Origin of the sequence: Thioalkalivibrio sp. ALJ24 (assembly GCF_000377785.1) — a bacterium.
GTDB lineage: Bacteria > Pseudomonadota > Gammaproteobacteria > Ectothiorhodospirales > Ectothiorhodospiraceae > Thioalkalivibrio.
This window is the reverse complement of the sequence record NZ_KB898724.1, coordinates 311,276-323,417: the sequence shown is the minus strand read 5'-3', so window position 1 is coordinate 323,417 and position 12,142 is coordinate 311,276. Positions and strand designations below refer to the sequence as shown.

Below are 12,142 nucleotides of genomic sequence, written 5' to 3'. Positions count from 1 at the left end.
CGCCCGGGCAAAGCCGGTACACTGCGCGGCATGGCACAGCTTACCTTTCAGGGCGCCACCGGCGAGGTCACCGGTTCGCGCTATCGCATCGATACCGACCACGCCCGTTACCTGCTCGAATGCGGCATGCAGCAGGGCGGCAGCGACGCCGACGAGCATAATCGCGCCTCGCTGGCCGAGGTGGCCGCGAACACCGACGCCGTGATCCTGTCGCACGGCCATCTGGACCACTCGGGCCTGCTGCCGAAACTGGTACGCGACGGCTTTCGCGGGCCGGTCTACTGCACCCCCGGCACCCTCGAACTGCTGGACATCATGCTGCGCGACTCGGCCTTCGTGATGGCGAAGGACATCGAGTGGGAGAACAAGTGGCGCGCACGCAACGACCGCGAGCTGCTGGAACCGCTGTACGACGAACAGGACGTGGAGACCGCGCTCGAGCTGTGCGAGACCCTGAACTACGGGAAAACCCGGCATCTGGAGGGCGGCGCGCGCCTGACCTTCCACGACGCCGGCCACATCCTCGGGGCCGCGATCGTCGAGCTGGTGGTATCCTCCGGCGGCCGCGAGCGGCGGCTGGTCTTCTCCGGCGACCTCGGCAACCCCGATTCGGCCCTGATGCACGACCCGGAGCGTCTGGAACGCGCCGACCACGTCCTGCTGGAGAGTACCTACGGCGACCGCGACCATCGCCCGCTGGAAGAAACCATCGACGAGTTCGCGCAGATCCTGCAGGAGGCCTGGGACGACGGCGGCAACGTGCTGATCCCGGCCTTCGCCGTGGGCCGTACCCAGGAGATCCTCTATCACCTCGGCCTGCTGCACCACGCCGGGCGCGTGCCGCAGCAGAAGATCTTCCTCGACAGCCCGATGGGCATCCGCGTCACCGAGCTGTACGCACGCTGCCGCGACGCCCTCAATTCCGAGGACCTGGACCGCCTGCATGAGGCGGCCAACGGCAACACCCGGGAATACCTCCCGCCGCTGCAGTTCACCCGCACGGTGGAAGAATCCATGGCCATCAACCGCATCTCCGGCGGCGCGATCATCATCGCCGGGGCCGGGATGTGCAACGGCGGGCGCATCCGCCACCATCTGAAATACAACCTCGAGCGCCGCAGCACGCATCTGGTCATCGTGGGCTTTCAGGCCGCCGGGACCCTGGGTCGGCGACTGGTGGATGGGGCCCGTTCGGTGAAGATTCATGGCGAGGACATCGCGGTGAAGGGCCATGTGCACACCCTGGGCGGGCTCTCCGCGCATGCCGGCCAGTCACAGCTGATCGACTGGGCGGCGGCCTTTCGGGAACGGCCGGTCTTCCATCTGGTACACGGCGAACCGGAGGCGCGCGAGGCGCTGGCAAAGGCCCTGCGCGACCGCGAACTGGATGCCCGCATCCCGGACTATGGTGACACCATCGAGCTGTAGCCGCCGCCCGATCCCGGGCGCAGGGGCACACCCATGACCGGTGCCCCCGAAACCGGCGCCCTCGCGCTGATCGCCGGCTTCCTCGGCGGACTGGGCCTGTTCCTGCTGGGCATGCACCTGCTCACCGACGGTCTGCGCACCGCCGGGGGCAAGGCCCTGCGCCGGATCCTCGGCAGCTGGACCCGCAGCCGCAGCCGGGCGCTGGCCACCGGCGTGGGCGTGACCGCGCTGGTGCAGTCCTCCAGCGCCGTCACCCTGGCGATCATCGGCTTCGCCAACGCGGGCCTGCTGACCCTCGGCCAGTCGGTCTGGGTCATCTTCGGTTCCAATGTGGGCACCACCGTGACCGGCTGGCTGGTGTCCATCCTCGGGCTTGAGATCCGCATCGAGGCCTTTGCCCTGCCGGCGATTGGCGCGGGCGCGCTGATGTACATCATCACCCGCGGCACGCGCCTGCCCTACCTGGGGCTCGCGCTCGCGGGGTTCGGCCTGCTGTTCCTCGGCATCGACGTGCTGCGGGTCACTTTCGTGGATCTCGGCGACACCGTGGACCTGGGGGCGCTGGCACGCCCCGGCTTCCTCGGCCTGGTGATCATGGTCGCCATCGGCATGCTGCTGACGCTGGCCATGCAGAGCTCGTCGGCGGCCATGGCCATGGCCCTGACCGCCGCGATGAGCGGCGCGATCCCCCTGGAGGCGGCCGCCGCCGCGGTCATCGGCTCCAACCTCGGGACCACGGTCAAGGCGGTGCTGGTGGTGATCGGCGCCACCGCCAACGCCAAGCGCGTGGCCGCCGCACACGTACTGTTCAACGGCCTGACCGCGATCGTGGCCCTGCTGATGCTGCCATGGTTCCTTGCCGCCATTGAATGGACCTGGGGCGGACCGGAGGCCGCCCCCGCCCCGGCCATGCTGCTGGCGCTGTTCCACACCGCGTTCAACGTGCTCGGCGTGATCCTGATGATCCCGCTGGCCCGACCGATGATCCGGCGGCTGCAGCGCCACTTCGGCGGCGCGGATCTGGACGAGGCCCGGCCCCGCCACCTCGACGACAGCAGCGCCCGGGTCCCGGAACTGGCCCTGCAGTCACTCACCATGGAGGTCGACCGCGCCGGCGAACTGGCCTACCGCATGGCGCGCGACGCCCTCGCCGAGACCCCGCCGGCCGAATCGGGCCTGCGTCAGCGGCTCGACGTCGTCGAACGACTGGTGGAGGCCATCGGCGAGTTCGCGAACCGCGCCGGTCGGGTATCGATGGCGGACGCCACGGCCGAAGGGATCGCCGAGGCGGTGCGGGTCGCCCGCTACCATCAGGACATCGCCGCGCGCGCCGCCGAGATCGCCGAACTGCGCCGTAACGCCAGCGACGACACCACTGCGGAGATGACCGCGCGGCGCCGTGCCTGGCAGGGCCGCGTGATCCGCGCCCTGGACTGGGCCCGCCTGGAGGCCGACGAGGAGACGGCCGGGACGCCCGCGGAGGAGGTGTCCCGCGCGGTGGAGGACGTTGAAGCCGCCTATCAGGAACTCAAGGCGGCGCTGCTGCGCGAGGGCACCTTCGGCGCGCTGTCGATGGCGGAGATGGACCGCCAGCTGCGTATCATCAGCCTCGCCCGGCGCCTGGCCGGTCAGGCAGCCCGGGCGCACGAGCGCGGGACCGCCCTGCACGCCCTCGCCGGCAACGGGCCGGGCTGAGGCGTGCCGGCGCGATGTACGCGCCCGCAGCCGGGGCGATACACTGGGGCATGGACGCCGCAACCCTGGAACAGGCCCTGGAACAGGGCCGCGCCCGCGAGCAGCAGTTCGCGGACCTGACCTCCTACCGCCTGCTGGAGAGCGTCGGCGGCTTCGCACGCGGCAGCGTGGTGCTGCCGGGCGGGCGCGTGCTGCCCGCCTACCCGTCCATCGCCCGCATCCAGTCGCTGGCCGCCGGCCTGCCGCGCCAGTTCGACGGACCGTTCCACGCCGAGGAGAAGATCGACGGCTTCAACGTGCGCATCCTGCGCGAGGGCGACGCGATCTACGCCTTCTCGCGCGGCGGCTTCGTGTGCCCGTTCGCCACCGACCGGGTGCCGGATTTCATCGATCCGCGGGTATTCGAGGAAGACCCGGAGCTGATCCTGTGCGCCGAGATCGCCGGGCCCGACACCCCGTACATGGAGGGCACCAGCGCCCAGGTGGAGGACGACATCGGAGTGTTCGTGTTCGACATGATGCGCCGCGACCACGCGGGCTTCCTGCCGCATGCCAAGACCCGGGGCATGGCCGAACGTTTTGCTCTGCCCCTGCCGCCGCAGCACGGGCGGTTCCACCCGGACGATCCCGAGCCCCTGCGCGAGCAGATCCTGGAGCTGGATTCGCGCGGCGTGGAAGGACTGGTGCTGAAGGCCGAGGACAACGGCGTGCGCGCCAAATACGTGACCGGCCGGTCCTGCATCAACGACATCCGGGTCTGCGGCGGACAGCTGCTGGACCTGCCACCGGAGTATTTCACCCATCGGCTGATGCGCCTGGCGATCTTCCTCACCGAGCACGGACGTACCGGGGATCCGGAGATCGAGCGCGCCCTGGGGCGCGCCTTCCTCGAGGGCATGGCCGACGCGGTGGCCTCCAGCGAGCGGATCGGCCACGTCGGTCAGCACTACCGCTGCCGTTTCCGCGAGCATGCCAACGCCCTGCGCTTCATCGAGCACATGCGCGCCACCGGCGGGCGCCACGTGCGCGTCGACCCCGCCAGCCCGCAGCCCGAATCGGGCGCGCGGGAGGGCTACTGGCGGGTGGATCTGGAGCGCCGCTTCGACCGCATGACCGGCACCCTGGCCTCGGCCCTGCGCGGCGACTCCCAGTTCGACTGAATCAGTCGCGGGTGTAGGTACCCACCAGCCGGTTCATGGCGATCACGTGCGGTTCGGCACGCTCCAGGAACTGCTCCATGGTCAGTCCGGGCGGGGCCTGCAGATCGGCATCCAGGGCCATGACCCAGAAAAAATAGTGATGCACCCCATGACCGCCCGGGGGCATCGGCCCGCCGTAACCGTTGCGGTCAAAGTCCGTGTGCCCGGTGGTCCCCAGCGAGGTACCGGCCTCCAGCTCGGTGACATCGGGCGGGAGGTTGTACAGTACCCAGTGCACGAAGCCATAAGACCCGGGCTTGACCAGCGGGGCATCGGGATCGTGACAGAGGATCGCGAATCCACGGGTCCCCTCGGGTGCGCCGCGCCACGCCAGCGGCGGGGAGACATCCTCGCCCTCGCCGGTGTACCGGGCCGGGATGGGCCCGCGCGGCCCGAATTCGGGACTGCTCAGCTGCATCTCGGAAAGGGCAAAACCCATGAAGACCTCCTGCCGGAAAATGTCCCCTCCCACCGTAGACGCCCGCCCGCTCACACGCCAGCCCCAACCCGCACCCTGTGGCATTCCCCGCCCCCGGGATGCGTGTTTGCAGCCCTGCGGGGACTCGGGGATCATCGGGCCGTGATGCTTAGCCGGCTGCGCAATTTATTCCGTCGAAGGGACCCGCTGGACGACGCCGCGCGCGCCGTGGATCGCGGCCGTGCCCGCGTGGAGACCGTACTGGGCCTCCCGCACCGGCTCGCGCAGCCCCTGCTGGTCCGCCATTTCGGTGACTCGGTCCTGCCTTCCGACGAGGAATTTCTCCAGCATGGCCGCGACGGCCACTGGATCCTCCCGGCCCCGGCCGCGGAGTTCAGCATCCGGCTGGAGGCGAACGACGAAGGCCGTCTGGTCCACGGCCGAATCACCGGATCCGGCCCGTACGCCGGGCTGATCGTGTTCAGCGACTGGTCGCCGGACCACCCCGCCGCCGTCTGGCAGATCCGCATCGAGGAGCCGGCCGGCGAACAGGCCACCGCCCTGCACGACCATCTGCTTGACCCCGAACGGAACTGAGGAACCGCGCCGTGCCGAAACCACCCAGGACCGTCTCGCTGGTGCTCGGCAGCGGCGGGGCCCGCGGTCTCGCCGAGATCGGGGTCATCCGCTGGCTGGAAGACCACGCGAACTACGAGATCCGGACGATTGCCGGCTCCTCCATGGGGGCGGTGGTCGGCGGCATCTATGCCGCCGGGCAGCTGGACACCTACGAGGAATGGGTGTGCACCCTGCGGCGCCAGGACGTCTGGCGGCTGCTGGATTTCTCGTTTTCCGGTGCCGGTCTGTTCCGCGGTGAACGCCTGATCGAAAAGCTCCGCGAGATGCTGGGCGATACCGACATCCGCAATCTGCCCATCCGCTTTACCGCGGTGGCCACGGACATCGAACGCGAGCGGGAGGTGTGGCTCAACGAAGGGGCGCTGTTCGACGCGATTCGCGCGTCCATCGCCATCCCCACGGTCTTCACGCCGGTGCGCCTGAACGGGCGGTTGCTGGTGGACGGCGGCCTGCTCAACCCGGTCCCCATCGCGCCGACCCTGTATGACGACAGCGACGTCACGATCGCGGTCAGCCTCAACGGACGGGTGGACGAGCGTCTGGGCCCGAAACGTGGCTCCCCCGGGTCTCATCAGGGGGATTCCGCCACCACTCGCCTGCGCGACGGCCTGCGCAGCGCGCGCGACGTGCTGCCCGACCGCATCGGTTCCTGGCTGCAGGACTGGCAGGGGCGACTGGGGCTGGGCGAGACCGACTCGCGTCTGACCGAGGAGCAGGAGGCGCGGGCGCTGGGCCTGATCGACATGGTCTCGCATTCCATCGAGGCCATGCAGGGCAGCATCGCGCGTTTCCGCGTGGCCGCCTACAACCCCGAGCACCTGATCGAGGTACCCGTGAACGCCTGCGGGGTGTTCGATTTCCACCGTGCGCGGGAGATGATCGATCTGGGTTACGAGCTGGCCGAGCGGCGTTTCGCGCTGGAGCGGTAAGAAAACCCCGGCCAGTCTCAGGTGCGCGGCAGCGTGACCCCGCGCTGGCCCTGGTACTTGCCCCCGCGGTCCTTGTACGAGGTCTCGCACTCCTCGTCAGACTGCAGGAACAGCATCTGCGCCACGCCTTCATTGGCATACACCTTGGCCGGCAGCGGCGTGGTGTTGGAGAACTCCAGCGTCACGTGGCCCTCCCACTCGGGTTCCAGCGGGGTCACGTTGACGATGATGCCGCAGCGGGCGTAGGTCGACTTGCCGAGGCAGATGGTCAGCACGTCGCGCGGGATGCGGAAGTACTCCACCGTGTGCGCGAGCGCGAAGGAATTGGGCGGGATGATGCAGACGTCGGCATGCACGTCGACGAAGCTGCCCTCGTCGAAGCCCTTGGGGTCGACGATGCTCGAATTGATGTTGGTGAAGATCTTGAAGTGATCCGAGCAGCGCACGTCGTAGCCATAGCTGGACGTGCCGTAGGAGACGATGCGCTGGTCCTCGCGATAGCGGATCTGGCCGGGTTCGAAGGGATCGATCATCCCCTCGGACTCGGCCATGCGGCGGATCCAGCGATCGGACTTGATGGTCATCCCTGAACGCCCGCCATCATCAATTGTTCTGGATCACGATGTTGGGGAACTTGCTGCTGTAGTCCTTCGCCTGTTCCGCCAGCTTCGCCCCGGTGCGCCGCGCGATCTCGCGGTAGATCTCGGCGATGCGGCCGTCGGGATCGGCGATCACGGTGGGCTCGCCGCCGTCGGCCTGCTCGCGGATGCGGATGTCCAGCGGCAGCGCCCCCAGCAGGTCCACGCCATATTCCTCGGACATGTTCTCCGCGCCCCCCTGGCCGAAGATGTGCTCCTCGTGACCGCATTTCGAGCAGATGTGGATACTCATGTTCTCGATCACGCCCAGCACCGGGACCTCGACCTTCTCGAACATGCGCAGGCCCTTGCGCGCGTCCAGCAGGGCGATGTCCTGCGGGGTGGTCACGATCACCGAGCCGGAGACGGGGATCTTCTGCGACAGGGTCAGCTGGATGTCCCCGGTGCCCGGCGGCAGGTCGATGATCAGGTAGTCGATGTCCTGCCAGTTGGTCTCGTTGAGCAGCTGCTCCAGCGCCTGGGTCACCATCGGCCCGCGCCAGATCATCGGCGTATCCTCGTCGATCAGGAAGCCGATGGACATCGCCTGCACGCCGTGGCGCTCCAGCGGTTCCATGTGCTTGCCGTCCTTCGACTCCGGCTTGTCCTTGATGCCCAGCATGCGTGGCTGGGAAGGGCCATAGATGTCGGCGTCGAGGATCCCGACGCGCGCGCCCTCGGCGGCCATGCCCAGCGCCAGATTGACCGCAGTGGTGGACTTGCCGACACCGCCCTTGCCCGAGGCCACGGCGATGATGTTCTTGATCCCGGACATCGGCTTGAGGCTCTTCTGGACCGCGTGGCTGGTGACGTTGCAGCCCACGTTCACCTCGACCGCGCCAACGCCGTTCACTCCGCGCACCGCCTGCTCCACTGCGGTACGCAGCTCGTCGTGGTAGCCGGAAGCGGCATAGCCCAGCTCGAGCTCCACCGCGACCCGCGAGCCGTCGATGCGGATGTCCCTCACCTGCCCGGCACTCACCAGGTCGGTCTCGAGGTACTTGTCCTGAACCTGTTTCAGGGCGGATTCGATCTGCTCGCGCGTCAGTTCAGCCATGGTTGCCCGGTTTCCGTTGAGTGGGGTGTGATCGCGCGATTCTACTGCCCCGGACGGGGGACGCCAATTGCCGCACGACGAACATCCCATCGGGGTCGCTGGCCCGGGTCCCGGACGTGTTCTGTCAAGCCCCGAGAGGGACACATTGTCGATTTTGTGCACATCCCGGGCGCTCGGCCCGCGCGATCGCCCGGGATACCGAAAAAACCCTTCATGACACTGAACATGTATTTTTTAAATACTTGTTTATTAAAGATTTTTGTATTGGTGGACGATTTTTGACCAATCCGGAAAAAAGCGCGCCCGGACAAGGGCTGCGGAGACATGCCACGGCGTTACCCACAAAGTTATCCACAGGTTCTGTGGACAAGAACGGGACTTGACAGCCCCCGGTTCCCCCCGGTTGGGGCCGGGCGCAGCCACGGCAGCCAGATCGGCACGGAACGGAAGAGCGGCCAGGCCCGGCGGCCGGCGCCCCGGACACACCAACGCTCGACATACCGTCGGCCACACCGGACAATGTCCGGTTTCCGCCGAACCCCCCGAATCCGAGCCCATGACCGACACGTCGCGCAAGATCCTCGTCACCAGCGCCCTGCCCTACGCCAACGGACCGATCCACCTCGGCCATCTGGTGGAGTACATCCAGACCGACATCTGGGTCCGTTTCCAGCGCGCCCGTGGCCACGAGGTGGTGTACGTCTGCGCGGACGATGCCCATGGCACGCCCATCATGCTCAAGGCGCGCGCCGAGGGCATCGAACCCGAGACCCTGATCGAGCGCGTGCGCGAGGAGCACGAGGCGGATTTCGCCGAGTTCCACATCGGCTTCGACCACTACCATTCCACGCATTCGGCGGAGAACCGCGAACTGGCGGGCGAGATCTACCGCGCCCTGCGCGACGCCGGGCATATCGCCACCCGCACCATCGATCAGGCCTATGACCCCGAGGCCGGGATGTTCCTGCCCGACCGCTTCGTGAAGGGCCGCTGCCCGAAATGCGGGGCCGAGGAGCAGTACGGCGACTCCTGCGAGGCCTGCGGCGCGACCTACAGCCCGATGGAGCTGCAGGAGCCGGTGTCGGCCATCAGCGGGGTCACCCCCGAGTCGCGCGAGTCGGAACATTTCTTCTTCCGCCTGGCCGACTTCGAGGCCTTCCTGCGCGAATGGACGGGCTCCGGACGCCTGCAGGACGCGATCCGCAACAAGCTGGAGGAATGGTTCGAGGCCGGGCTGAGCGACTGGGACATCTCCCGCGACGAGCCCTACTTCGGCTTCGAGATCCCCGAGGCGCCGGGCAAGTACTTCTACGTGTGGCTGGATGCGCCCATCGGCTACATGGCGAGCTTTCGCGCCTGGGCGCGCGAACACGGCGAGGACTTCGACGCCTGGTGGCGGCCGGATTCCGATGCCGAGCTTTACCATTTCATCGGCAAGGACATCGCCTACTTCCATACCCTGTTCTGGCCGGCCATGCTGCACGGCGCGGGCTATCGCACGCCCTCGGCGGTGTTCTGCCACGGCTTTCTGACCGTCAACGGCGCCAAGATGTCGAAGTCGCGCGGGACCTTCATCCGCGCCCGCGACTACCTCGACCACCTGAATCCCGAGGCCCTGCGCTACTACCTCGCCGCCAAGCTGGGTGCCGGGGTCGACGACCTCGACCTCAATTTCGACGACTTCATCCAGCGGGTGAACTCCGATCTGGTCGGCAAGGTGGTCAACATCGCCAGCCGCTGTGCCGGCTTCATCACCAAGCGCTTCGACGGCCAGCTGGCCGCCGAACTGCCGCGCCCCGACCTGCACCAGGCGTTCGTCGACGAGGGCGAGGCGATCGCCGCGGCCTACGAGAACCGCGAATTCGCCCAGGCCATGCGCCGCATCATGGCGCTGGCCGACCAGGCCAACCAGTACATCGACGAGGCCCGGCCCTGGGTGCTGGCGAAGGAGCCCGGGCGCGAGGCCGAGGTGCAGGCCATCAACACCCAGGGGCTGGACCTGTTCCGCATACTGATCATCTATCTCGCACCGGTGCTGCCGAAGCTGGCGAACGAAGCGGCAGCCTTCCTGCGCGAGGACGACCTCTCCTGGACGGCACGCGCGCGCCCCCTGACCGGCGGCCGGATCGAACGCTTCAAGCCGCTGATGACGCGCATCGAAGGGAGCACCGTGGAAGGCCTTCTGGAGGCCTCGAAGGCGTCGCTTGGCGGCGGCGAGGCCGAGGCGAGCGGGGCAACCGGGGATGCGGAACCCGACCCGGCGGTGGACCCGATCGCCGACACCATCGACTTCGACACCTTCGCCCGGGTCGACCTGCGGGTCGCCCGCATCGAGGTCGCGGAACACGTGGAGGGCGCGGACAAGCTGCTGCGCCTGGAACTCAACATCGGCAGCGAACGCCGCCAGGTCTTCGCCGGGATCAAGTCGGCCTATGCCCCCGAGGACCTGGTCGGCCGCCACACCGTGATGGTCGCCAACCTCGCCCCGCGCAAGATGCGTTTCGGCGTCTCCGAAGGGATGGTGCTGGCCGCCGGTCCCGGGGGCGAGGAGCTGTGGATCCTGAGCCCCGACGACGGGGCCCGGCCGGGCATGCGCATCAAGTAGTCGCGCCTGCCGCTGACGCCGATCATGGATTTGCATCCGGTGCTCGCGTAAGCTGACCGCCTTTTGCCAACAAGGGACGCATGGAAAACAGTCTCGAATTCAAGGCCCAGGTGAGCCTGCTCGCCGACGCCGGCGCGCGTCTCGCGGCCCGCGGCTGGCTGCCCGCCCGCGCCGGGCACTTTTCCGCGCGCCTGGACGACCGCCACATCGTGGTCTCGGCCCCCGGACGCCAGAAGGACATGCTCGACGAGAACGACTTCATCATCGTCGACCTCGACGGCAACCTGCTGTCGCCGGCCGAGCGCACGCCCTCGCCGGAGACCTTCCTGCACATCATCATGTACCGCCGCGACCAGGATCTGGGTGCGGTCCTGCACACCCACTCGGCCAACGCGACGGTGCTCTCGCGCCAGCTCCCGGGCGGATTCCATCTGAGTGACTACGAGGTCCTGCGCGAGCTGCCGGTGGTGGAGAACCCCGCCGACGGCATCGACATCCCGGTATTCGCCAACGACCCCAACGTGCAGCAACTGGCCGCGCAGGTGGACGCGCGCATGAGCCAGCAGCCGGACCTGGCGGGCTACCTGATCGCCGGCCACGGCCTGTACACCTGGAGCCACACGGTGGAGACCGCGATCCAGCGGGTCGAGGCCTTCGAATTCATGTTCGAATGCGAGATCCTCGCGCGTCAGCTGCACCCATGAACACGCAGGCGATCCGCACCGAACCCGCGCATCCCGCGCCGCGCGCGGTGGTGCTCGCCTTCGAGGGCGTGCTGGCCCCGGTCGACGTGCTGCCGGCCACGCTGGAACCACGCGCCCGCGAGGAGCTGGGCCCGTTCCTGGAACAGCGCGCGGACGACCCGCTGGTGCGGCGCACCCTGGCCGACCTGCGGGCCTATGCCGGGCGCGAGATGGACGAGGCCGAACTGCGCGTGCGCATCGACGCCTGGATCCGCGCGGGTCAGGACATCAGCCCGCTGCGCCAGCTCGAAGGCCTGATCTGGACCGAGATCCTGGAACAGGGGGCCCTGCGCCCCGAGCTGGACGCGGACACGGTAGCCGCCCTGACACGGCTGGCGCGGGCCGGCATCGCGATCTACAGCTTCGGCGCCACACCGGTGACGACCCAGCGCGAATGGCTGCGGCGCGGCCCGGACCGCAATTTCGAGGCCCGCCTGGCCGGCTTTTTCGACACCCGCATGGGCGGTCGGCGGGATGCCGGCAGCTTCGGTCGTCTGGTAACCGAGAGCGGCCTCGAGCCCGAACAGGTGCTGGTCCTGTCACCGGACAGCCGTCAGCTGGATGCCGCGCGCCAGGGCTGGCTGCGAACCGCATGCCTGCCGGCGTCCGGCGGGTCGGCGACCGGGACGGACACAGCCAGCGATCATCCGATCGCCACCCTGGCCGAACTGGCCGCCAACTGGGGCAGCACCACCTGAACCGGCAGCCCGGCGCAAGACCGTGGCCGGGGCAGGGTTGAGGTGCCATCCACCGGGGTCGATACTATGTTGACTCTTTTACTCGGAAATCAC

At 68.3% G+C, this 12,142-nt stretch carries 11 protein-coding genes; 8 read left to right on the top strand and 3 right to left on the bottom strand.

Annotation, left to right across the window (positions count from 1 at the left end):
- Window positions 1–30: 30 nt before the first annotated feature.
- The 3 genes from D571_RS0101540 to D571_RS0101530 are packed head-to-tail and all read left to right on the top strand — an operon-like array spanning window position 31 to window position 4,283.
- Window positions 31–1,428 (top strand): MBL fold metallo-hydrolase RNA specificity domain-containing protein, encoded by a 1,398-nt coding sequence (locus D571_RS0101540; RefSeq protein ID WP_018934919.1) that lies wholly within the window; start codon window positions 31–33, stop codon window positions 1,426–1,428.
- A gap of 33 nt (window positions 1,429–1,461) precedes the next feature.
- A complete protein-coding gene (locus D571_RS0101535) occupies window positions 1,462–3,123 on the top strand; it encodes a Na/Pi cotransporter family protein (RefSeq protein WP_018934918.1) in 1,662 nt (553 codons plus the stop codon).
- A gap of 50 nt (window positions 3,124–3,173) precedes the next feature.
- Complete coding sequence (locus tag D571_RS0101530; protein WP_018934917.1) at window positions 3,174–4,283, top strand: RNA ligase; 1,110 nt, start codon at window positions 3,174–3,176, stop codon at window positions 4,281–4,283.
- A 1-nt stretch (window position 4,284) separates the two neighbouring features.
- On the opposite strand, the gene D571_RS0101525 is transcribed toward D571_RS0101530, so the two are convergent.
- Entirely contained in the window at window positions 4,285–4,761 is a 477-nt protein-coding gene (locus D571_RS0101525) for a YbhB/YbcL family Raf kinase inhibitor-like protein (protein WP_018934916.1), read from the bottom strand.
- Window positions 4,762–4,905: 144 nt separating this feature from the next.
- On the opposite strand from D571_RS0101525, the gene D571_RS0101520 reads away from it, so the two are divergent.
- Window positions 4,906–5,337 (top strand): hypothetical protein, encoded by a 432-nt coding sequence (locus tag D571_RS0101520; protein ID WP_018934915.1) that lies wholly within the window; start codon window positions 4,906–4,908, stop codon window positions 5,335–5,337.
- A 41-nt stretch (window positions 5,338–5,378) separates the two neighbouring features.
- On the top strand, window positions 5,379–6,308 hold the full coding sequence (locus D571_RS0101515) for a patatin-like phospholipase family protein (protein WP_018934914.1): 930 nt from the start codon (window positions 5,379–5,381) through the stop codon (window positions 6,306–6,308).
- A gap of 17 nt (window positions 6,309–6,325) precedes the next feature.
- Here the strand turns inward: D571_RS0101515 and dcd are convergent, their stop codons facing one another.
- A complete protein-coding gene (gene dcd, locus D571_RS0101510; protein WP_018934913.1) occupies window positions 6,326–6,892 on the bottom strand; it encodes a dCTP deaminase in 567 nt (188 codons plus the stop codon).
- Window positions 6,893–6,911: 19 nt separating this feature from the next.
- The gene (gene apbC, locus D571_RS0101505; protein WP_018934912.1) at window positions 6,912–8,003 is read right to left on the bottom strand and encodes an iron-sulfur cluster carrier protein ApbC; all 1,092 of its coding nucleotides are present in this window, start codon (window positions 8,001–8,003) and stop codon (window positions 6,912–6,914) included.
- Window positions 8,004–8,559: 556 nt separating this feature from the next.
- Here apbC and metG point away from each other — a divergent pair.
- The 3 genes from metG to D571_RS0101490 all read left to right on the top strand — a co-directional run bounded on the left by metG (window position 8,560) and on the right by D571_RS0101490 (window position 12,049).
- On the top strand, window positions 8,560–10,608 hold the full coding sequence (gene metG / locus D571_RS0101500; RefSeq protein WP_018934911.1) for a methionine--tRNA ligase: 2,049 nt from the start codon (window positions 8,560–8,562) through the stop codon (window positions 10,606–10,608).
- Window positions 10,609–10,688: 80 nt separating this feature from the next.
- Window positions 10,689–11,312 carry a methylthioribulose 1-phosphate dehydratase gene (gene mtnB / locus D571_RS0101495; protein ID WP_018934910.1) on the top strand — a complete coding sequence of 208 codons (624 nt, stop codon included), beginning with the start codon at window positions 10,689–10,691 and terminating at the stop codon, window positions 11,310–11,312.
- Window positions 11,309–12,049, top strand: a complete 741-nt coding sequence (locus D571_RS0101490; RefSeq protein WP_018934909.1) for a hypothetical protein — start codon at window positions 11,309–11,311, stop codon at window positions 12,047–12,049. The genes mtnB and D571_RS0101490 overlap by 4 nt, the downstream gene beginning before the upstream one ends.
- Window positions 12,050–12,142 lie beyond the last annotated feature (93 nt).

What these genes read in the sequence shown, in the direction of transcription:
- D571_RS0101540 (WP_018934919.1), top strand. Translation starts at nt 31, where the DNA reads ATGGCACAGCTTACCTTTCAGGGCGCCACCGGCGAGGTCACCGGTTCG.
- D571_RS0101535 (WP_018934918.1), top strand. Translation starts at nt 1,462, where the DNA reads ATGACCGGTGCCCCCGAAACCGGCGCCCTCGCGCTGATCGCCGGCTTC.
- D571_RS0101530 (WP_018934917.1), top strand. Translation starts at nt 3,174, where the DNA reads ATGGACGCCGCAACCCTGGAACAGGCCCTGGAACAGGGCCGCGCCCGC.
- D571_RS0101525 (WP_018934916.1), bottom strand. Translation starts at nt 4,761, where the DNA reads ATGGGTTTTGCCCTTTCCGAGATGCAGCTGAGCAGTCCCGAATTCGGG.
- D571_RS0101520 (WP_018934915.1), top strand. Translation starts at nt 4,906, where the DNA reads ATGCTTAGCCGGCTGCGCAATTTATTCCGTCGAAGGGACCCGCTGGAC.
- dcd (WP_018934913.1), bottom strand. Translation starts at nt 6,892, where the DNA reads ATGACCATCAAGTCCGATCGCTGGATCCGCCGCATGGCCGAGTCCGAG.
- apbC (WP_018934912.1), bottom strand. Translation starts at nt 8,003, where the DNA reads ATGGCTGAACTGACGCGCGAGCAGATCGAATCCGCCCTGAAACAGGTT.
- metG (WP_018934911.1), top strand. Translation starts at nt 8,560, where the DNA reads ATGACCGACACGTCGCGCAAGATCCTCGTCACCAGCGCCCTGCCCTAC.
- mtnB (WP_018934910.1), top strand. Translation starts at nt 10,689, where the DNA reads ATGGAAAACAGTCTCGAATTCAAGGCCCAGGTGAGCCTGCTCGCCGAC.
- D571_RS0101490 (WP_018934909.1), top strand. Translation starts at nt 11,309, where the DNA reads ATGAACACGCAGGCGATCCGCACCGAACCCGCGCATCCCGCGCCGCGC.